Origin of the sequence: Umezawaea endophytica, from assembly GCF_025061645.1 — a bacterium.
GTDB classification, from domain to species: Bacteria; Actinomycetota; Actinomycetes; order Mycobacteriales; family Pseudonocardiaceae; genus Umezawaea; species Umezawaea endophytica.
Map to the genome: position 1 here is coordinate 253,745 of NZ_JANYMP010000009.1, position 23,339 is coordinate 277,083.

Consider the following 23,339-nt stretch of genomic DNA (forward strand, 5'->3'; position numbering starts at 1 on the left):
GGCTGTTAGGGGGACGGTAGGGGTTTCTGCCTTCTGCTGCTGGGGAAACGATGAGCAACGGTCGCACATTCTGTCTGCGGATTGTGGAGCGTTATGTTGAACGAGTCCGAGCACATCACGTCCGCCACGTCCACCAGCGTTGACGGGGCGGAGCAGCCTTCGTCCTGGCAGCTTCTCGTCCAGGCGCCTGAAGCCGAGCAAGAGCGGCTGCTGGTGGAACTGGTGGGGCGGGCTGCCGCGGCTGTGCTGCGGCGCGCGCCCGGTGAGGTGGTTGCGGCTGAGCGGCCGTTCCTCGAGCTCGGATTCGATTCCATCGCCGCTGTCGACCTGCACGCGAAGCTGACCGAGGCGACGGGGTTGCACCTGCCGATCACGTTGGTGTTCGACTACCCGACGCCAGCGGCGGTGGCGCGGTACCTGCGGGCGGAAGCGCTCGGGTTGTCGGCGGCGCCGATCCTGCCGCCCAGCGCCAACACGGCGTCGGACGAGCCGATCGCGATCGTGGCCATGGCGTGCCGGTTCCCCGGTGGGGTGTCGTCGCCGGAGGAGTTGTGGCGGTTCATCGCCGATGGTGGTGACGCGATCAGCGGGTTGCCGACCAACCGCGGGTGGGACCTGGACGCGTTGTACGACCCGGACCCGGAGCACCAGGGGACGACGTACACCCGTGAAGGTGGGTTCCTGCACGACGCGGACCAGTTCGACCCGACGTTCTTCGGGATCTCGCCGCGGGAAGCGGTCGCGATGGACCCGCAGCAGCGCCTGCTCCTCGAGACGTCGTGGGAGGTGCTGGAGCGCGCGGGGATCGATCCCGGCACGTTGCGCGGCAGTTCGACGGCCGTCTACGTGGGTGCTGAGCAGCAGGAGTACGGGCCGCGGTTGGCCGAGGCGCAAGGGCATGAAGGGTCGTTGCTGACCGGGAACACGGCCAGTGTGGCGTCGGGGCGGATCTCGTACACGTTGGGGCTCGAAGGTCCGGCGGTCACGGTGGACACGGCGTGTTCGGCTTCGCTGGTGGCGTTGCACCTGGCGGTGCAGACGCTGCGGAGCGGTGAGTCGTCGCTGGCGTTCGCCGGTGGTGCCGCCGTGATGGCCAGCCCCGGTTCGCTGGTGGCGTTCAGCCGTCAGCGCGGGCTGTCACCCGACGGCCGCTGCAAGGCGTTCTCCTCCACCGCCGACGGGACCGGGTGGTCCGAGGGTGTCGGCATGGTGCTGCTGGAGCGGCTGTCCGACGCCGTGCGCAACGGGCACCCGGTGCTCGCGCTGGTGCGCGGCTCGGCGATCAACCAGGACGGCGCGTCGAACGGGCTGACCGCGCCGAACGGGCCCGCGCAGCAGCGGGTCATCCACCAGGCGCTGGTCGACGCGGAGCTGACCACGGCGGACGTCGACGTGGTCGAGGCGCACGGCACCGGCACGGTGCTCGGCGACCCGATCGAGGCGCAGGCCATCCTGGCCACCTACGGCCAGAACCGCGAGACGCCCCTGCTGCTGGGGTCCCTCAAGTCCAACCTGGGCCACACGCAGGCCGCGGCCGGTGTCGCGGGCGTCATCAAGATGGTCATGGCGCTGCGCAACGGACTGCTGCCGCGGACCCTGCACGTCGATCGTCCGTCCCCTCACGTTGACTGGTCATCCGGATCGCTCGAGCTGCTCACCGAGGCGAAGCCGTGGCCCGCGTCCGAGCGCCCGCGCCGGGCGGGCGTGTCCGCCTTCGGCATCAGCGGCACCAACGCGCACACGATCATCGAGGAGTACACCGGCGAGGCCGTGGAGGTGCCGGAGCCCGCCCGTGTCGCGAGCGTGCTGCCGTGGGTGCTGTCGGCCAAGACCGCCGAGGCGCTCGGTGATCAGGCGCGGCACCTGGTGGCGCACCTGGACGAGCGGCCCGAACTGTCCGAAGTGGACCTCGGGCACTCGCTGGCGACCTCCCGCGTCGCCTTCGACCACCGCGCGGTCGTGCTCGGCTCGTCGCGCGAAGCCTTCCGGCAGGCGCTCACGGCGCTGGCCGACGGCACGTCCTCGCCCGCCGTGATCAGCGGCGCCGCCACGGGCGGCAAGCTCGCGTTCCTGTTCACCGGGCAGGGGGCGCAGCGGCTCGACATGGGGCGTGAGCTGCACCGGGAGTTCCCGGTGTTCGCGGCGGCGTTCGACGACGCCTGTCGCCACCTCGACGTGCACCTGGACCAGCCGCTGCGCACGGTCGTGTTCGGCGACGACCCCGACCTGCTGGACCGCACCGAGTACACGCAGCCCGCGCTGTTCGCCGTCGAGGTCGCGCTGTTCCGCACGCTGGAGGCGTGGGGCGTGCGCCAGGACTACCTGGCGGGCCACTCCGTCGGCGAGATCGCCGCCGCGCACGTCGCGGGGGTGCTGTCGCTGGACGACGCGTGCGCGCTGGTCGCCGCTCGTGGCCGGATGATGCAGGCGCTCCCCGGCGGTGGCGCGATGGTGGCGTTGCAGGCGTCCGAGGACGAGGTGCTGCCGCTGCTGGACGAGGACGTCTCGCTGGCGGCGGTCAACGGGCCCATGGCCGTCGTCGTCGCCGGTGAAGAGGACGCCGTCGCGCGGGTCGTGGCGAACTTCCCGGACCGCAAGTCCAAGCGCCTCGCGGTGTCGCACGCGTTCCACTCGCCGTTGATGGACGCGATGCTCGAGGAGTTCACCTGGATCACCGAGGTCCTGAAGTACCGGCCGCCGCGCCTGCCGATCGTCTCCACGGTCACCGGCAGGCTCGTGTCGGCCGAGGAGCTGTGCTCGCCGGAGTACTGGGTGCGACACGTCCGCGAGGCCGTGCGGTTCGCCGACGCCGTGGACACCCTGGTGGGACTGGGCGTGACGACGTTCGTGGAGCTCGGCCCCGACGCCGTGCTCACCGCGATGGCCGCCGAGACCGCGCCGGACGCCGTCCTGGTCCCGACCGTCCGCAAGGGCCGTGCCGAGACCGACGGGCTGCTGCGGGCCGTCGGCAGGCTGCACGCCGGAGGTGTCCGCGTCGACTGGGGCCCGGTGTTCGCCGGGACCGGCGCGCGCCGCGTCGACCTGCCGACGTACGCGTTCCAGCGCGAGGGTTTCTGGCTGACCGGCGGGTCCTCGCCCGCCGCCGTCGACCGGCACGAAGCCGACTTCTGGGCCGCGGTCGACCGCGGTGACCTCGACTCCCTGGCCTCGGCGTTGTCACTCGACGACTCCGGGGCTCTCGCCGATCTGCTGCCCGCGCTGGCGAAGTGGCGGCGTGGTCGGGCGGACGCGTCCACAGTGGACGCCTGGCGCTACAAGACCTCCTGGACCCGGTTGCCCGAGGGTGGCGGCCGGGCCACCGGGCGGTGGCTGCTCGTGTCCGCCGACGACGTCGCGGGGCTCGTCGAGCGCGGGCTGGACGTCGTGCGGATCGACCCGTCCACCGACCGCGCCGCGCTGGCGGAAACGCTGGCGGGTGCCGGATCCCTCGACGGTGTGCTGTCGCTGAGCGCCGACGTGGTCGAGACCGTCGTGCTGGTGCAGGCGCTGGGTGACGCGGGTGTCGCCGCGCCGCTGTGGTGCGCGACCCGCGGCGCGGTGTCGGCCGGTCGGGACGACGCCGTGGACCCGGCGCTCACCCAGGTCTGGGGCGTCGGCAAGGTCGTCGCCCTGGAGCACCCCGAACGCTGGGGCGGTCTGGTCGACCTGCCCGCCGACGTGGACGACCGCGTGCTGGACCGGCTCGTCGCGGTACTCGGCGGCACGGAGGACCAGGTCGCGATCCGCGGGTCCCGCGTGTTCGGCCGCAGGCTGGCGCAGGCGCCCGCGAAGACCGGCGTCGGCGACTGGACGCCGCGCGGCACCGTGCTGGTGACCGGTGGCACGGGCGCGCTCGGCACGCAGGTCGCCCGCTGGCTGGCGAGCGCTGGCGCGGAGCGGCTGGTGTTGACGTCCCGTCGTGGTCTGGACGCGCCGGGTGCTGTCGATCTGGTGGAGGAACTGGACATCCCCGTGGTGGTGGCCGCGTGTGACGTGGCCGATCGGGAGGCGCTCAAGGCGTTGCTGGAGGAATACCCGCCGGACGCCGTGGTGCACGCGGCGGGCGTCGACTCGCTGGTGGCGCTGGACGTGCAGGACGTCGCCGAGTTCCGCCAGGTCGTCGCCGCCAAGGCGGCCGGTGCGGCGAACCTGGACGAGCTGGTCGGCGAGGTCGACGCGTTCGTGCTGTTCTCCTCCATCGCGAGCACCTGGGGCAGCGGCGGGCAGGCCGCGTACGGCGCGGCGAACGCCTACCTGGACGGGCTGGCCGAATCGCGCCGGGCGCGTGGGCTGACCGCGCTGTCGGTCGCGTGGGGCGCCTGGGCGGGTGCGGGCATGGCGACCGTCGAGGACGTCGAGGAGCACCTGCGGCTGCGCGGTGTTCGGGCGATGGCGCCCGAGCTGGCGCTGTCCGCTCTGCGCCAGGCCATCGCGCTCGACGAGGGCCTGGTGACCGTCGCCGACGTCGACTGGTCGCGGTTCGTCCCCATCTTCACGTCCGAGCGCCTGAGCCCGCTGCTGTCCGACCTGCCGCAGGCCCGTGACGCGGTCGTGGGCGTTGCGCCGAGCGACGCGGCCACCGGTCTCACGGCCAGGCTGACCGGCCTGGCCGAGCCGGAGCAGCGGCACCTGGTGCTGGACCTCGTCCGCACGCACGCCGCCACCGTCCTCGGCCACTCGTCGGGCGGCGCGATCGAGCCGAGCAAGGCGTTCAAGGAACTGGGTTTCGACTCGCTGACCGCCGTGGAGTTCCGCGGTGTGATCGCGGCCGAGACCGGGCTCGCGCTGCCCGCGACGCTGGTGTTCGACTACCCGACGCCCGTCGCGCTCGCCGAGCACCTGCGCGCCGAACTGGTCGGCTCGCGACCGGCGGCACTGGCCGCCGCGGCGAACGCGATCCCGGTGGACGAGCCGATCGCCATCGTGGCGATGGCGTGCCGCTTCCCCGGCGGGGTCGTGACGCCGGAGCAGTTGTGGGACGTGGTGTTCGACGGCGTCGACACGGTCGGCGACTTCCCGACCGATCGGGGCTGGGACCTCGCGGGCCTGTACGACCCGGACCCCGACGCGCCGGGCAAGTCCTACGCCCGCGAGGGCGCGTTCCTCTACGGCGCGGGGGAGTTCGACCCGGCGTTCTTCGGGATCTCACCGCGTGAAGCGCTGGCGATGGACCCGCAGCAGCGGTTGCTGCTGGAGACGTCGTGGGAGGTGTTCGAACGCGCGGGCATCGACCCGGACTCGCTGCGCGGCGGGCAGGTCGGCGTCTTCGCGGGCAGCAACGGGCAGGACTACGGCACGCAGCTCAGTTCGCTGCCCGCCGAGATCGAGGGCTACTTCGGCACCGGCAACGCGGCCAGCGTCGCGTCCGGCCGCATCTCCTACACGTTCGGCTTCGAGGGTCCGGCCGTCACGGTCGACACCGCGTGCTCGTCGTCGTTGGTGGCGCTGCACCTGGCGGTGCAGGCGCTGCGGTCCGGTGAGTGCTCGCTGGCGCTGGCGGGTGGTGTGACGATCATGTCGACGCCCGCCGCGTTCGTGGACTTCTCCCGCCAGCGCGGCCTCGCGGTCGACGGGCGCTGCAAGGCGTTCGCGGCGGGCGCCGACGGCACGGCCTGGGGCGAGGGCGTCGGCATGCTCCTGGTGGAGCGGCTGTCGGACGCCCAGCGCAACGGCCACCAGGTCCTCGCCGTGGTCAAGGGTTCCGCGATCAACCAGGACGGCGCGTCGAACGGGCTCACCGCCCCGAACGGCCCGTCGCAGCAGCGGGTGATCCGCAAGGCGCTGGCGAACGCCGGTCTGTCCACTTCGGACGTCGACGTGGTCGAGGCGCACGGCACCGGTACGGCGCTGGGCGACCCGATCGAGGCGCAGGCGCTGCTCGCGACCTACGGTCAGGACCGGGGAACGCCGCTGCTGCTGGGTTCCGTCAAGACCAACATCGGCCACACCCAGGCCGCCGCCGGTGTCGCCGCCGTGATCAAGGTGGTCATGGCGATGCGGCACGGTGTCGTGCCCAAGACGCTGCACGTCGACGCGCCCTCGCCGCAGGTGGACTGGGCGGCCGGGGCGATCGACCTGGTCACCGAGCGGGTCGAGTGGCCCGAGGTGGATCGACCGCGCCGAGCGGGCGTGTCGTCGTTCGGGTTCAGCGGCACCAACGCCCACGCGATCCTCGAACAGGCGCCGGTCGTCGTGGAGCGGCCGACGGCACGGACCACGCCCGCGGTTGTTCCGGTCGTGCTGTCCGCGAAGTCCCCGGAAGCGTTGCGGGCCCAGGCCTCCGCGCTGCTGGAGGCGGACGCGGACCTGACCGACCTCGGTTTCTCCCTGGCCACCGGCCGATCGCGGCTCGCGCACCGCGCCGTGCTCGCGGTGTCCGACCACGACGAACTGCGCCGCCAGGTGACCGCCGTCGAGTCCACCGAGGTCGTGGGTGGGCGGGTCGCGTTCCTGTTCACCGGCCAGGGGTCGCAGCGGGCCGGGATGGGGCGCGGGCTCTACGACGCGTTCCCGGTGTTCGCGGACGCGTTCGACGCCGTGGCGGGGCTGGTGGAGGTTCGGCACGACTCGTTGGATCGCACGGAGTTCGCGCAGCCGGCGTTGTTCGCGCTGGAAGTGGCGTTGTACCGGCTGGTGGAGTCGTGGGGTGTCCGTCCGGACTTCCTGGCCGGGCACTCGATCGGCGAGATCGCCGCGGCCCACGTGGCCGGTGTGCTGTCCCTCGACGACGCCGCCACGCTGATCAGCGCTCGCGGCCGGTTGATGCAGGCGCTGCCCGAGGGTGGCGCGATGGTGGCGGTGCAGGCGACGGAAGTCGAAGTGCTGCCCCACCTGACGGACCTGGTGTCGATCGCGGCGGTCAACGGGCCTTCGTCCGTGGTGATCGCCGGTGATGAGGCTGAGGTCGAGCGTGTGCTCAGCGAGTTCGCGGATCGGAAGTCCAAGCGGCTCGCCGTTTCGCACGCGTTCCACTCGCCGTTGATGGACCCGATGCTGGACGAGTTCCGTGCGGTGGTCTCCAAGCTCACCTTCTCCGAACCGAAGATCCCGATGTTGGGTGAGGTGACGGACCCGGAGTACTGGGTGCGACACGTGCGCGACGCGGTTCGGTTCGCCGACACGGTCACGACTTTGGAGGCCAAGGGCGTCACGACGTTCTTGGAGTTGGGCCCGGATGGTGTGCTGACCGCGATGGGCGCGGAGAGTGTCACCGAGGCCGTGCTGATCGCCGGGCAGCGCAAGGATCGCGACGAGGCCAAGACCCTGGTCCAAGCTGTCGGTGCGGCTCACAGCCGTGGTGTCGAGGTGGACTGGGCGGCCTACTTCGCCGGGACGGGCGCGCGGCGGGTCGACCTGCCGACGTACCGGTTCCAGCGTGAACGCTTCTGGCTCGACGGGGTTGGCGCGGTCGGTGACGTGACGTCGGCGGGGCTCGGCTCGGCCGGGCACCCGCTGCTCGGCGCCGTGCTGCGCACCCCCGACGGCGGAGTGCTGGGCACGGCCCGGCTGTCCGTCGCCACGCACGCCTGGCTGGGTGACCACGTCGTGGCCGGTGCGGTCGTCGTGCCGGGCACCGCGCTGCTCGAACTGGCCATCCGCGCCGGTGATGAGGTCGGCTGCGGGCACGTGGACGAACTCCTGCTCCAAGCGCCGCTGATCCTGCCCGAGGGTGGTGCGGTCAACGTCCACCTCGTGCTCGACCCGGCCGACGCCTCCGGCCGCCGTGGCGTCACGGTGTCCGCGCAGCCGGACGGCGGCGAGTGGACCACGCACGCCGTCGGCGTCCTCACCGAAGCCGCGCAGGCGCCTGACTTCGACCTCACGACCTGGCCGCCCGCGGCCGAAGCGGTGGAGATCGGCTCCACGTACGAGGACCTGGCCCGCGCCGGACTCGCCTACGGGCCGGTGTTCCAGGGCCTCAAGGCGGCCTGGCGCGACGGCGAGACCGTCTACGTCGAGGCCGAGTTGCCCGAGTCGGAGCACCGCGGAGCCGCCGAGTTCGGCGTGCACCCGGCCCTGCTCGACTCGGTGCTGCACGGCATCGGCGTCGGCGGCGCGCAGTCCGCGTCGCTGCCGTTCTCCTGGACGGGCGTGACCCTGTTCGCGGCGGGCGCTTCGGTGCTGCGGGCCCGGATCAGCGGTCGTGGTGACGCGGTGTCGGTCGAGATCGCCGACGGGGCGGGAAGTCCTGTCGCCCAGGTCGGTTCGCTGGCGCTGCGGCCGATCGCCGCCGACCGGTTCGCCGCGGGCACCGATTCGCTGTTCCGCGTCGACTGGGTGCCAGCTCCGACGGCAGCCGAGTCCACTGTGGACGACGCCACCGTGCTGGTCGTGCCGGACGGCGCGCTCCGCGACGTCACCGGCCACGTGCTGGTGGAGATCCAGTCGTTCCTCGCCTCCGGCGACGGCACGCTCGTGCTGGTGACCGGTGAAACCCCCGGCCAGGCCGGTGTCCCCGGTCTGGTGCGGTCCGCCCAGCAGGAGCACCCCGACCGGATCGTGCTGGTCTACGCCGGTTCCTGCGCCGAGATCCACGCCGCGCTCCCGTCGGTCCTGGCGACCGGCGAACCCGAGGTGGCCCTCCGCGACGGTCAGGCCCTCGTGCCCCGACTGGCGCGCGCGACCGCCGACGCCGACCCGATCGCGCTCGACGGCACCGTGCTGATCACCGGCGGCACCGGTGGGCTCGGCGCCGCGCTGGCCAGGCACCTCGTCGCCGAACACGGTGTGCGGCACCTGGTCCTGACCTCCCGTCGTGGTCCCGACGCGCCGGGCGCGGCCGAACTGGTCGCGGAGCTGGATGCGCGGGTCGACGTGATCGCCTGCGACGTGTCCGACCGCGCGGCCGTGGAAGCGCTGCTGGCGGGCATCCCCGACCTGACGGGTGTCGTGCACACGGCCGGTGTCCTGGACGACGGCATCCTGGAATCCCTGACCCCGCAACGCCTGGACGCGGTGTTCGCGCCGAAGGTCGACGCCGCCTGGCACCTGCACGACCTGACCCGCGACCTGACGCTGTTCGCCCTGTTCTCCTCCATCTCCGGTGTCCTCGGCTCGCCGGGCCAGGCCAACTACGCCGCCGCCAACACCGCGCTGGACGCGCTGGCCACCCACCGGCACTCCCTCGGCCTCCCGGCGGTGTCGCTGGCCTGGGGCCTGTGGGACCAGCACTCCGGCATGGGCTCGACGCTGTCCGACGCCGACCTGGCCCGCATCGCGCGCTCCGGCCTGCCCGCGCTGGGCATCGCCGAAGGCATGGAGCTGTTCGACCGCGGTCTCCGCGCGGGCACACCGGTCGTCGTGCCCGCGAAGCTCGACCTCCCGGCGCTGAAGGCGACCGGCGAGGTGCAGCACGCGTTGCGCGGGCTGGTCCGGATCCCGCGTCGGCGCGTCGCCGCCGGCGCGTCCGGTGCCGCCGCCGCGCCGTGGGTCGCCCGACTGGCGGGCCTCTCCGCCACCGACCAGGAGCGGCTGCTGGTCGACCTGGTGCGCGAGAAGGTCGCGACCGTCCTCGGCTTCGGTTCGGCCGACGAGATCAGCCCCGGTCGCGGCCTCGTCGAACTCGGCCTCGACTCGTTGTCCGCCGTCGAACTGCGCAACGCGCTCAGCGCCGCCACCGGTCTGCGGCTGCCCGCGACGCTGGTGTTCGACTACCCGACCGCCACCGCGCTCGGCGCCCACCTGCGGACCGAGCTGGTCGGTGACGACGAGGTCGCGGAGGAGTTCACCGCCGCCTCGGTCGGCACCGACGAGCCGATCGCGATCGTCGGCATGGCCTGCCGCTTCCCCGGCGGCGTGCGGTCGCCGGAGGACCTGTGGCGACTGGTCGACAGCGGCACCGACGCCATCTCCTGGTTCCCGACCAACCGCGGCTGGGACGTCGAGGGCCTGTACGACCCGGACCCGGACGCCGTTGGCAAGACCTACACCCGTGAAGGCGGGTTCCTGCACGAGGCGGGCGACTTCGACCCCGCGCTGTTCGGGATCTCCCCGCGCGAAGCCCTCGCGATGGACCCCCAGCAGCGCCAGTTGCTGGAGACGTCGTGGGAGGCCGTCGAGCACGCGGGCATCGACATCGCCTCGCTGCGCGGCAGCCGGACCGGTGTGTTCGCGGGCCTGATGTACCACGACTACGCCACCGGTCTCACCGAGATCCCGGAGGAGGTCAGCGGGTACGTCGGCACCGGCACGTCCGGCAGCGTCCTGTCCGGCCGCGTGTCCTACACGTTCGGCTTCGAGGGCCCGGCCGTCACGGTCGACACCGCGTGCTCGTCGTCGTTGGTGGCGCTGCACCTGGCGGTGCAGGCGCTGCGGTCCGGTGAGTGCTCGCTGGCACTGGCCGGTGGCGCCACGGTGATGGCGACGCCGGAGACGTTCGTCGACTTCTCCCGCCAGCGCGGGCTGTCCGCCGACGGCCGTTCCAAGGCGTTCTCCGCCGACGCGGACGGCGTCGGCTGGGCCGAGGGCGTCGGTGTGCTGCTCGTCGAGCGGCTGTCCGACGCGCGGCGCAACGGCCACGAGGTCCTGGCCGTCGTGCGGGGCTCTGCGGTCAACCAGGACGGCGCGTCCAGCACGCTCACCGCGCCGAACGGGCCGTCGCAGCAGCGGGTCATCAAGCAGGCGCTCGCCAACGCCGGTCTGTCCACAACGGACATCGACGTCGTCGAGGCGCACGGCACCGGGACCAGGCTGGGCGACCCGATCGAGGCGCAGGCGGTGCTGGCCACCTACGGCCAGGACCGCGACCGGCCCGTGCTGATGGGCGCGTTGAAGTCGAACGTCGGCCACACGCAGGCCGCGGCGGGCGTCGGCGGGGTCATCAAGATGGTCGAGGCCATCCGCCGCGGCATCGCGCCGAAGACGTTGCACGCCGTCGAGCCCTCCCCGCACGTGGACTGGGCCGCCGGGTCGGTGGAGTTGTTGACCGAGGCGAAGCCGTGGCCGGAGACCGGGCGCCCGCGCCGGGCCGCGGTGTCCGCGTTCGGCATCGGCGGCACCAACGCGCACACGATCATCGAGCAGGCGCCGGAAGCCTCCGCGCCGGAGGTCGGACGTCGGCCGCTCGCCGCGGTGCCGGTGGTGCTGTCGGGCAAGACGGCCGCCGCCGTGCGGGCGCAGGCCGACCGGCTCCTCGCCGCGCTCGACCCGATGGTCGAGGTGGCCGATCTCGGCTTCTCGTCCGTGACGACGAGGACCGCCCTCGACCACCGCGCCGTGGTGGTCGCCACCGACCACGACGACCTGCGCAAGGGGCTGGAAGGCCTGACGACCGGGTCCGTCGTCGGTGGACGGTTGGCGTTCCTGTTCACCGGTCAGGGTTCGCAGCGGGCCGGGATGGGTCGGGAGTTGTACGGGACGTTCCCGGTGTTCGCGAAGGCGTTCGACGCCGTGGCGGCGCTGGTGGAGGTGCGGCACGATTCGTTGGATCGCACGGAGTTCGCGCAGCCCGCCCTGTTCGCGCTGGAAGTGGCGTTGTACCGGTTGGTGGAGTCGTGGGGTGTGCGGCCGGACTTCCTGGCAGGCCACTCGATCGGCGAGATCGCCGCGGCTCACGTGGCCGGGGTGTTGTCCCTAGAAGACGCGGCGACGCTGGTCGGTGAGCGTGGTCGGTTGATGCAGGCGCTGCCCGAGGGTGGCGCGATGGTGGCGGTTCAGGCGACCGAGGACGAGGTCACGCCGCACTTGACCGACCTGGTGTCGATCGCCGCGATCAACGGGCCCGACTCGATTGTCATCGCTGGTGACGAGAACGCCGTGGACGGGGTGTTGACGCACTTCGCGGACCGGAAGACCAAGCGGCTCGCCGTGTCGCACGCGTTCCACTCGCCGTTGATGGACCCGATGCTGGACGAGTTCCGCGCGGTGGTCTCGACGCTGACCTTCAACGAGCCGAAGATCCCGATGTTGGGTGAGGTGACGGACCCGGAGTACTGGGTGCGGCACGTGCGCGACGCGGTCCGGTTCGCGGACGCGGTCACGACTTTGGAAGCCAAGGGCGTCACGACGTTCCTGGAGCTGGGCCCGGACGGTGTGCTGACCGCGATGGGCCAGGACTCGGTTCGTGAAGCCGTTCTGGTGTCCGGCCTGAGGAAGGACCGGTCCGAGGTCGCCTCGCTGGTGCAGTCGCTCGGTGCGCTGCACGTGCGCGGCCAGGCCGTCGACTGGACCGCCTACTTCGCGGGCTCCGGCGCGCGCAAGACCGCTCTGCCGACGTACGCGTTCCAGCACGAGTGGTTCTGGCTCAGCTCGCAGGTCGCGCCCGTGGTCGACGAGGCCGAGTTCTGGTCCATCGTGGACAACGGCGACCTGGCGGCCGTCGTGGACGCCCTGCCGGCGTTGGTGGAGCGGCGCAGCGGCTCGGCCTGGACGTACCGGGTCGAGTGGTCGCCGGTCACCGCGACGGGCCGGGTGACCGGTCGGTGGCTCGTGGTGGCGGACGGCGACGAGTCGGCGCTGGTCGACGGGTTGACCGCGCGCGGCCTGGACGTGCTGGTGGCCGAGCCGACGCTGCTGCCGGTGGGCGAGTCGTTCGACGGCGTCCTCTCGCTGGTCACCGACGTCCTCGACGCGCTGGAACTCGTGCGGAACGTCGACGCGCCCCTGTGGTTCGCCACTCGCGGAGCGGTGACGACCGGCCGGGACGACGTCGTCGTGACCCCGGAACTCGCGCAGCTCTGGGGGCTCGGCCGCGTTGTCGCCCTGGAGCACCCCGACCGCTGGGGCGGTCTGGTCGACCTCCCCGACCTGGACGACCAGGCCCTCGACCGGTTGGTCGCCGTGCTGGCGGGCGGTGAGGACCAGGTCGCCGTCCGACCGTCCGGCGTCTTCGGTCGCAGGCTCGTGCCGACCCGTGGCGGGACCGCCGACTGGACGCCTCGGGGGACGGTCCTGGTCACCGGTGGCACCGGCGCGCTGGGCAGCCGCGTGGCCCGCTGGCTGGCGGGCGCGGGCGCTGAGCGCCTGGTGTTGACGTCCCGGCGCGGCCTAGACGCACCTGGCGCTGCGGAACTGGTGGAGGAACTGGACATCCCGGTGGTGGTGGCCGCGTGTGACGTGGCCGATCGGGAGGCGCTCAAGGCGTTGTTGGAGGAGTACCCGCCGGACGCCGTCGTGCACGCGGCGGGCATCGAGGCCTTCTCGCCGCTGGCGGAGCAGGACCCGTCCGAGTTCGGGGGTGTGCTGGCGGCGAAGGTCGCGGGCGCGGCGAACCTGGACGAACTGGTCGGCGAGGTCGACGCGTTCGTGCTGTTCTCCTCCATCGCGGGCACCTGGGGTGCGGGCGGCCAGGGCGCGTACGCCGCGGCCAACGCCTACCTCGACGGTCTCGCCGAGTCGCGCCGGGCGCGTGGCCTGACCGCCACCTCGATCGCCTGGGGTGCCTGGGCCGACGGCGGCATGGCCACCGAAGGCGATGCCGAGGACCACCTGCGGGCACGCGGGATCCGGCCGATGGCACCGGAACGCGCGCTGGCCGCGCTGCGCAAGGCCGTGGGGTCGGACGTCGGTGTGCAGACGGTCGCGGACGTCGACTGGGAGCGGTTCGCACCGCTGTTCGCGTCGGTGCGGCCGAGCCCGCTGCTGCGCGACCTGCCGCAGGTGCGCCAGGCGTTGTCGACCGCGCCCGCTGGCGACTCCGGCATGGTGGCACGGCTGACCGCGCTGCCCGAGGACGAGCAGCGACGCCTGCTGCTGGACCTGGTCCGCGACCAGGTCGTCGCCGTGCTGGGTGGCGAGCAGGTCGTGGAATCGGGGCTGGCGTTCAAGGAACTTGGCTTCGACTCGCTGACTGCCGTGGAGTTCCGCGGCGCGATCGGCACCGCGACCGGCCTGAAGCTGCCCGCCACGCTCGTCTTCGACTACCCGACCCCCGCCGTGCTCGCCGAGCACCTGAGGGCCGAACTCGTCGGCACCCGACCGGAAGCGCTGTCGGCCGACGTCGCCGTGCGCGTGGACGAGCCGATCGCGATCGTCGCGATGGCCTGCCGCTTCCCCGGTGGCGTGGCGTCGCCCGAACAACTCTGGGACCTGCTGGAGCAGGGCCGCGACGCGATGACCGGGTTCCCGACAGACCGCGGCTGGGACCTGGCGGGCATCTACGACCCGGACCCCGAGCACGAGGGCACGTCCTACGTGGTCGAGGGCGCGTTCGTGGACGACGTCTCGGGCTTCGACCCGGCGTTCTTCGGGATCTCGCCGCGCGAGGCGCTGGCGATGGACCCGCAGCAGCGGTTGCTCCTCGAAACCTCGTGGGAGGCGTTCGAACGCGCGGGCATCGACCCGGTCTCCCTGCGGGGTGGGCAGGTCGGCGTCTTCGCGGGCACCAACGGCCAGGACTACCTCGACCTGCTGCCGCGCATCCCTGACGGCCTCGAAGGCCACGTCGGCACCGGCAACGCCAGCAGCGTCCTGTCCGGCCGCGTGTCCTACACGTTCGGGCTGGAAGGTCCGGCCGTCACGGTCGACACCGCGTGCTCGTCGTCGTTGGTGGCGCTGCACCTGGCTGTGCAGGCGCTGCGGTCCGGTGAGTGCTCCCTGGCACTGGCCGGCGGTGTGACGATCATGGCCACTCCCGGCGCGTTCGTGGACTTCTCCCGCCAGCGCGGCCTCGCGGTCGACGGGCGCTGCAAGGCGTTCGCGGCGGGCGCCGACGGCACCGCGTGGGGCGAGGGCGTCGGCATGCTCCTGGTGGAGCGGCTGTCGGACGCCCAGCGCAACGGTCACGAGGTGCTCGCGGTCGTCCGGGGTTCCGCGATCAACCAGGACGGTGCGTCCAACGGCCTGACCGCCCCGAACGGTCCGTCGCAGCAGCGGGTGATCCGCAGGGCACTGGCCAACTCCGGTCTGTCCACTTCGGACGTCGACGTCGTGGAAGCCCACGGCACCGGCACCGCGCTGGGCGACCCCATCGAGGCCCAGGCCCTGATCGCCACCTACGGGCAGGAACGGACCACTCCGCTGCTGCTCGGCTCGGTGAAGTCGAACATCGGCCACACGCAGGCCGCCGCCGGTGTCGCCGCGGTGATCAAAGCCGTGATGGCGATGCGGCACGGGATCGTGCCCAAGACTTTGCACGTCGGTGAGCCGACGCACGAGGTCGAGTGGTCCGCCGGGCTGGTGGACCTCGTGACGGAGAACGTCGCCTGGCCGGAGACCGGTCGGGTGCGCCGGGTCGGCGTGTCGTCGTTCGGCTTCAGCGGCACCAACGCCCACGCCGTCCTGGAACAGGCGACGGTCGTCGACGCCCCGGTGGTCCAGGGGGTGGCTCCCGCCGTCGTGCCGGTCGTGCTGTCCGGCAAGACCCCGGAAGCGCTGCGGGCACAGGCGTCCGCGCTGCTCGACCACCCCGCCGACCTGCTGGACCTCGGTTTCTCGCTGGCGGGCCGGACTCGACTGGAGCACCGCGCGGTGCTCGCGGTCACCGACGACCTGCGGGGCGAACTGGAAGCCGTCGCGAACGGCGAGTCCACGCCCGCTGCCGAAGGCAGGTTGGCGTTCCTGTTCACCGGTCAGGGTTCGCAGCGGGCCGGTATGGGTCGGGAGTTGTACGAGGCGTTCCCGGTGTTCGCGGAGGCGTTCGACGCCGTGGCGGCGCTGGTGGAGGTCCGGCAAGACTCCCTGGATCGCACGGAGTTCGCCCAGCCCGCCCTGTTCGCGCTGGAAGTGGCGCTGTACCGGCTGGTCGCGTCGTGGGGTGTGCGGCCGGACTTCCTGGCCGGCCACTCGATCGGCGAAATCGCTGCGGCTCACGTGGCTGGTGTGCTCTCCCTGGAGGACGCGGCGAAACTGGTAAGTGAGCGTGGTCGGTTGATGCAGGCGCTGCCCGAGGGCGGCGCGATGGTGGCGGTCCAGGCGACCGAAGATGAGGTCACGCCGCACTTGACCGACCTGGTGTCGATCGCGGCGATCAACGGGCCTTCATCCGTGGTGATCGCCGGTGACGAGGCCGAGGTCGAGCGGGTGCTTAGCCACTTCGGGAACCGGAAGTCCAAGCGGCTCGCCGTTTCGCACGCCTTCCACTCACCCTTGATGGACCCGATGCTCGACGACTTCCGCGCGGTGGTCTCGACGCTGACCTTCAACGACCCGAAGATCCCGATGCTGGGCGATGTCACGGACCCGGAGTACTGGGTGCGGCACGTCCGGGAGGCCGTCAGGTTCGCCGATGCCGTGACCACCCTGGAGGCCAAGGGCGTTACGACGTTCCTGGAGTTGGGGCCGGACGGCGTGCTCACCGCGATGGGCGCGGACAGCGTGACCGACGCGGTGCTGATCGCCGGGCAGCGCAAGGACCGCGATGAGGCCAAGACCCTGGTCCAAGCGGTCGGTGCGGCTCACAGCCGTGGTGTCGACGTGGACTGGGCGGCTTACTTCGTCGGAACAGGCGCGCGGCGGGTAGACCTGCCGACGTACCGGTTCCAGCGCGAACGCTTCTGGCTGGAAGGCTCCGGTTCGGTCGGCGACGTCACGTCGGCGGGCCTGGAGTCGGCCGGGCACCCGCTGCTCGGCGCGATCCTGCCGCTGCCCGACGGCGGTGTGCTGGCCACGGCGAGGCTGTCGGTCGCGTCGCACGGCTGGCTGGGCGACCACGTGGTCGCGGGCTCGGTCGTCGTTCCCGGCACCGCGCTGGTGGAACTGGTGGTCCGCGCCGGTGACGAGGTCGGCTGCGGGCACCTGGAAGAGCTCTTGCTGCAAGAACCCCTGGTCCTGCCGGAGCGCGGGGGCGTCAGCCTGCACGTCGCGGTCGGCGAGGCGGAGGACGGCCGCCGCGCGGTGACCGTGCTGTCGCGGCCGGACGGCGACGAGGTGCTGTGGACGACCCACGCCACCGGCTTCCTGACCGACCAGGTCGTGACACCGGACTTCGAGCTGGCCGAGTGGCCGCCGACCGGTGCCACCGCGCTCGACGTGACCACGCTGTACGACGACCTGGCCGCGAGCGGGCTCGCCTACGGGCCGGTGTTCCAAGGCCTGAAGGCCGCATGGCGCGACGGTGACGACATCTACGTGGAAGCCGAGTCGGAGCACCGCCAGGCCGCCGACTTCGGCGTGCACCCGGCGCTGCTGGACTCGGTGCTGCACGCCATCGGGATCGGCCAGACCGGACCGGGCGCGCTGCCGTTCTCGTGGGCCGGCGTGAGCCTGTTCGCCGCGGGCGCCTCGGTGCTGCGGGCGAAGGTGACCAACCGCGGCGGCTCGGTCACCGTGCTGGCCGCTGACGGGACGGGCGCGCCCGTCGTGCGGGTGGACTCCCTGGTGCTGCGGGAGTTCGGCGGCGTCGACCGTAAGACCGCCGACCCGCTGTACGGCGTCGAGTGGACGGCACTGCCGACCGACGACGTCGCCCCGGACCCGGACGCGCAGGTCCTGGTCGTACCGGACGGCGACCTGCACGACGTGGTCGCGGGTGTGCTGGCCGACCTCCAGGAGTTCCTGGCGGGCGAACGGGACCGGCTCGTCGTCGTGACGTCCGGCGCGGTGTCGGTCGCGGGCGAGGACGTGTCCCCGACGCAGGCCGCCGTGTCCGGACTGGTGCGCTCGGCGCAGTCGGAGCACCCGGACCGGATCGTGCTGCTCGACAGCGACGACCCGACGTCGGTGATCGGCACGGGCGAACCGGAGGTGGCGGTCCGCGCGGGCACGGTGTTCGTGCCACGGCTGGTGCCGTTGTCGTTGGGAGCCCCCAAGACCCTCGACGGCACGGTGCTGGTCACCGGTGGCACGGGCGGCCTGGGCGCGGAACTGGCCCGACACCTCGTCGCGGAGCACGGCGTGCGGCACCTGGTGCTCACGTCCCGCCGTGGCCTGGAAGCACCGGGTGCGGCCGAACTGGTCGCGGAACTGGACGCGCGGGTCGACGTCGTCGCGTGTGACGTCTCGGACCGCGACTCCGTCGAAACCCTGCTGGCGGGCATCGAGGACCTGACCGGCGTCGTGCACACCGCCGGTGTCCTGGACGACGGCGTCCTGGAATCCCTGACCCCGCAGCGCTTCGCCACCGTGCTCGGCCCCAAGGCCGACGCGGCGCGGCACCTGCACGACCTGACCGGTGAGCTGGAGCTGTTCGCCCTGTTCTCGTCGTCGTCGGGTGTGCTCGGCGCGCCCGGCCAGGCGAACTACGCGGCGGCCAACACCTACCTGGACGGCCTCGCCGCCCACCGCCGGGCCAACGGGCAGGCGGCGGTCTCGCTGGCCTGGGGCGTGTGGGAGCAGACCACGGGCATGGGCGCGGGCCTGTCGCCCGCCGACCTCGCGCGGATGGCCCGCGCGGGCATGCCGGTGCTGCCCATCGCCGACGGGCTCGCGCTGTTCGACGCCGCTCTGCGGGCGGACACGGCCCTGGCGCTGCCGATGAAGCTCGACACCACCGTGCTCCGCACGAGCGCTGAGGTGCCCGCCCTGCTGCGCGGTCTGGTCCGCGCGCCGAAGCGCCGCAACGCCGCCAAGGCGTCCGCGGAATCGGCGCAGTGGTCCCAGAAGCTGCTGGGCGTGCCGACCGAGGAGCAGGACCGGCTGCTGCTGGACCTGGTGCGCGGCCGGGTCGCGACCGTACTGGGCTACCGCGACGCGGGTCAGGTCGAACCGGGCCGCGGCCTGGTCGAGATGGGCCTTGACTCGCTGTCCGCCGTGGAGCTGCGCAACGCGCTCGGCGCCGCGACCGGACTGCGGCTGCCCGCGACCGTCGTGTTCGACTACCCGACCTCCCTGGCGCTGGCGGCGCACCTGCGCACCGAGCTGGTGGACGAGGACGACGTGGTGGAGCAGGTCGTGGCGGCGAAGGTCGCCAACGACGACCCGATCGCGATCGTCGCGATGGCCTGCCGCTTCCCCGGTGGCGTCCGGTCGCCGGAAGACCTGTGGCAGCTCGTGCTCGACGGCCGCGACGCGGTCAGCGGGTTCCCGACCGGTCGCGGCTGGGACCTCGACGGCCTGTACGACCCGAACCCCGACGCCATCGGCAAGACCTACACCCGCGAAGGCGGCTTCCTGCACGAGGCGGGCGACTTCGACCCGGCGTTCTTCGGGATCTCCCCGCGTGAAGCGCTGGCGATGGACCCGCAGCAGCGGTTGCTGCTGGAGACGTCGTGGGAGGCGTTCGAACGCGCGGGCATCGACCCGGCCGCGGTGCGGGGGAGTCGGACCGGTGTGTTCGCGGGCCTGATGTACCACGACTACGCCACGAACCTCGGGACCGTCCCGGACGAGGTCGAGGGTTACCTCGGCACCGGCACCTCCGGCAGCGTCGTGTCCGGTCGCGTCTCCTACACGTTCGGGCTCGAAGGCCCGGCCGTCACGGTCGACACGGCCTGCTCGTCGTCGCTCGTCGCGCTGCACTGGGCGGTGCAGGCGCTGCGGTCCGGTGAGTGCGACCTCGCGCTGGCCGGTGGTGTCACCGTCATGGCGACGCCCGACACGTTCGTCGACTTCTCCCGCCAGCGCGGACTGTCCGCCGACGGCCGCTCCAAGGCGTACTCCGAGGGAGCGGACGGCACCGGCTGGTCCGAGGGCGTTGGCGTGCTGCTGGTCGAACGCCTGTCCGACGCGCGGCGCAACGGGCACCAGGTGCTCGCCGTCGTCAAGGGCAGCGCGATCAACCAGGACGGCGCGTCCAGCACCCTGACCGCGCCCAACGGGCCGTCGCAGCAGCGGGTCATCAAGCAGGCGCTGGCGAACGCCGGTCTGTCCACTTCGGACATCGACGTGGTCGAGGGCCACGGCACGGGCACGCCGCTCGGCGACCCGATCGAGGTGCAGGCGCTGCTGGCCACGTACGGCCAGGACCGCGAGACCCCGTTGCTGCTGGGATCGCTGAAGTCCAACATCGGCCACGCCCAGGCCGCGGCGGGCGTCGGCGGTGTGATCAAGATGGTGCAGGCCCTGCGCCACGGGATCGCGCCGAAGACGCTGCACGTCAGCGCGCCGACCTCGCACGTCGACTGGACCTCCGGCTCGGTGGAGCTGCTCACCGAGCAGCGGGAGTGGCCGAGCGCCGGACGTCCGCGCCGCGCTGCGGTGTCGTCGTTCGGCATCTCCGGCACCAACGCGCACACGATCATCGAGCAGGCGCCGGAAGCCGATGTGCCCGTGGTCGAGCGCAAGCGGTTGCCGCTGGTGCCGATCGTGTTGTCCGGCAAGACCCCGGAAGCCCTGAAGGCGCAGGCGGAACGGTTGCCGGAAGCCGATCTGCTCGACCTCGGGTTCTCGTTGGCCACCTCACGGGCCCGGCTGGAGCACCGCGCGGTGCTCGTGGCCGAGGACCACGACGACCTGGCCCGGCAACTGGCGGCGTTCGAGCCGACGGACGCCGTCCAGGGCGGACGGCTGGCGTTCCTGTTCACCGGCCAGGGTTCGCAGCGGATCGACATGGGCCGCGAGCTGTACGAGGCGTTCCCGGTGTTCGCCAGGGCGTTCGACGAGATCACCGCTGTGCTGGACGTTCGGTCGGACGAGTCCCTGGACCGCACGGAGTTCGCGCAGCCCGCGCTGTTCGCCATCGAGGTCGCGCTGTACCGCCTGGTCGAGTCGTGGGGTGTCCGCCCGGACTTCCTGGCGGGCCACTCCATCGGCGAACTGGCCGCCGCCCACGTGTCCGGGGTGCTGACCTTGGAGGACGCGGCCGTCCTGGTCGCCGCTCGCGGCAGGCTGATGCAGTCCCTGCCGTCCGGTGGCGCGATGGTCGCCCTCCAGGCCACGGAGGACGAGGTGCGCCCGCACCTCACCGACTACGTGTCCATCGCGGCGGTCAACGGACCGACCTCGGTCGTCGTCTCCGGCGCCGAGCGGGCAGTGGACGAGGTGCTGGCGCACTTCACCGACCGGAAGTCCAAGCGCCTCGCCGTCTCCCACGCGTTCCACTCGCCGCTGATGGACGACGTGCTCGACGAGTTCCTGGTGGTCGCGAAGGGCATGGCGTTCAACGCGCCGAAGATCCCGATCGTCTCCACGCTCACCGGCGCGCTCGCCACCACCGAGGAGCTGTGCTCGCCCGAGTACTGGGTGCGGCACGTCCGCGAGGCCGTGCGCTTCGCCGACGCGATCCGGACCCTGGAGGCCGAAGGCGTGTCGACGTTCCTGGAGCTGGGCCCGGACGCGGTGCTGACCGCGATGGCCGCCGACAGCACGGCCGCCGAGCTGGTGCCGTCGCTCCGCAAGGGGCGGCCCGAGGCCCGCGCGGTGCTCCAGGCACTGGGCAAGGTGCACGAGCTGGGTGTGCCGGTCGACTGGGCCGCGTACTTCGCGGGCAGCGGCGCCCAACGGATCGACCTGCCGACGTACGCGTTCCAGCACGAGAGGTTCTGGCTCGCGAGCGAGCAGGCGCCGATCGCCGTGGACGAGGTGGACGCCCGGTTCTGGGAGGCCGTGGAGAACGGTGACCTCGGGTCGATCAGCTCCACCCTGGACCTGGACGGCGACCGGCCGCTCAGCGAGGTGCTGCCCGCGCTGTCGTCGTGGCGCCGCACCCGCCGAGACCGGTCCACAGTGGACGGGTGGCGCTACCGGGTCCAGTGGGAGCCCGTCACCACGGGATCGGCGGCGGTCGGCCGTTGGCTGGTCGTGGCGCCGGAGAACGGTCACGACGCCACGCTCCTCGCGGGCCTGACCGCCCGTGGGATCGAGGTCGTGCCGGTCGACGCGTCGACCGACCGCGACCGGCTCGCCGAAGAGCTCGTCACCGCCGGACCGGTGGACGGCGTGCTGTCCCTCGCGGGCGACGCGCTGTCGACCGTGGTCCTGGTGCAGGCCCTCGGCGACGCCGTGGTCGACGCGCCGCTGTGGTGCGTGACCCGTGCCGGTGTGTCGACGGCGAGTGAGGACGTCGACCCGGCGCAGGCCGGGCTCTGGGGTCTCGGCCGGGTCGTCGCGCTGGAGCACCCGAACCGCTGGGGCGGCCTGGTCGACGTGCCGACCACCCTGGACGACCACGCGCTGGACGCCCTCACCGCCGCGCTGGCGGGTACCGAGGACCAGGTGGCGATCCGCGAGGCAGGGGTCTTCGGCCGCCGTCTCGCGCACGCCCCGGCCAAGGACGGCGCGGAGGAGTGGACCCCGAGCGGAACGGTCCTGGTCACCGGTGGCACGGGCGCGCTCGGCGGGCACGTGGCCCGCTGGCTGGCCGGTGCGGGCGCGGAGCACCTGGTGCTCACGTCCCGCCGCGGCGCCGCGGCGCCGGGAGCCGCCGAGCTGACCGCCGAACTGGAGGCGCTGGGCGCACGGGTGACCGTGGCCGCCTGCGACGTCGCCGACCGGGACGCCCTCGCGGCGCTGGTGGCCGAGCACCCGCCGACGTCCGTGGTGCACACGGCGGGCGTGGAACTCTTCCAGCCCCTGGAGGACCACGACCTCGGCGAGTTCGCGGCGGTGCTGGCCGCGAAGGTGGCCGGGGCCAGGAACCTGGACGAGCTGGTCGGGGACGTGGACGCGTTCGTGCTGTTCTCGTCCATCGCGGGCACGTGGGGTAGTGGCGGCCAGTCCGCGTACTCGGCGGCGAACGCGGCGCTCGACGGACTGGCCGAGTCGCGCCGGGCCCGTGGCCTGGCCGGTCTGTCGGTCGCGTGGGGCCCGTGGGCGGACGGCGGCATGGCCGACGGCGACGCGGCGGAGCAACTGCGGCGACGCGGTGTCACCGTGATGCCCGCCGAGCAGGCCGTGGCCGCGCTGCGCACATCCCTCGCGCAGCGGGACACCACGGTCACGCTGGCCGACGTGGACTGGGAGCTGTTCGCGGCGGTGTTCACCGCGGCCCGGCCCAGCCCGCTGCTCGGCGACCTGCCGGAGGTCCGCGACGCGGCCGCGAAGGCGCCCGCAGAGCCGGAGCAGTCGGACCTGGTCGGCAGGCTGAGCGGCCTCGGCGCGAAGGAACGCGACCGGATGCTGCTGGACGTGGTCCGGACGCGGGTCGCCGCCGTGCTCGGGCACGCCGGGATCGACGCGGTCCAGCCGACGCGGGGCTTCAGCGAACTGGGCTTCGACTCGCTGTCCGCCGTCGAGCTGCGCAACACGCTCGGCGCCGCGACCGGCCTGACCCTGCCCGCGACGCTCGTCTTCGACTACCCCACGTCCGCCGCGCTCGCCCAGTTCCTGCGCGGCAAGCTCGCGCTCGACGAGCGGTCGTCGACGCCCGTGCTGGACGAGTTGGGGCTGCTGGAGACCGCGGCGGCCCGCACGGACCTGGGGGAGCAGGAGAAGGCAGGGGTGGTCGCGAGGCTCCAGGCGCTGCTCGCCAGGTACGTGCCGGGAGGCGAGGCCCCGAGCGTCGCCGACCAGCTCAACACCGCTGATGACGACGCCATCTTCGACTTCATCGACAAGGAGTTCGGAGTGTGACGCGAATTGTGTTCACG

At 72.7% G+C, this 23,339-nt stretch carries 1 protein-coding gene; it reads left to right on the top strand.

Annotated elements, in window-relative coordinates:
* Nucleotides 1–93 precede the first annotated feature (93 nt).
* Nucleotides 94–23,322 (top strand): type I polyketide synthase, encoded by a 23,229-nt coding sequence (locus NZH93_RS20995; protein WP_259624848.1) that lies wholly within the window; start codon nt 94–96, stop codon nt 23,320–23,322.
* Nucleotides 23,323–23,339 lie beyond the last annotated feature (17 nt).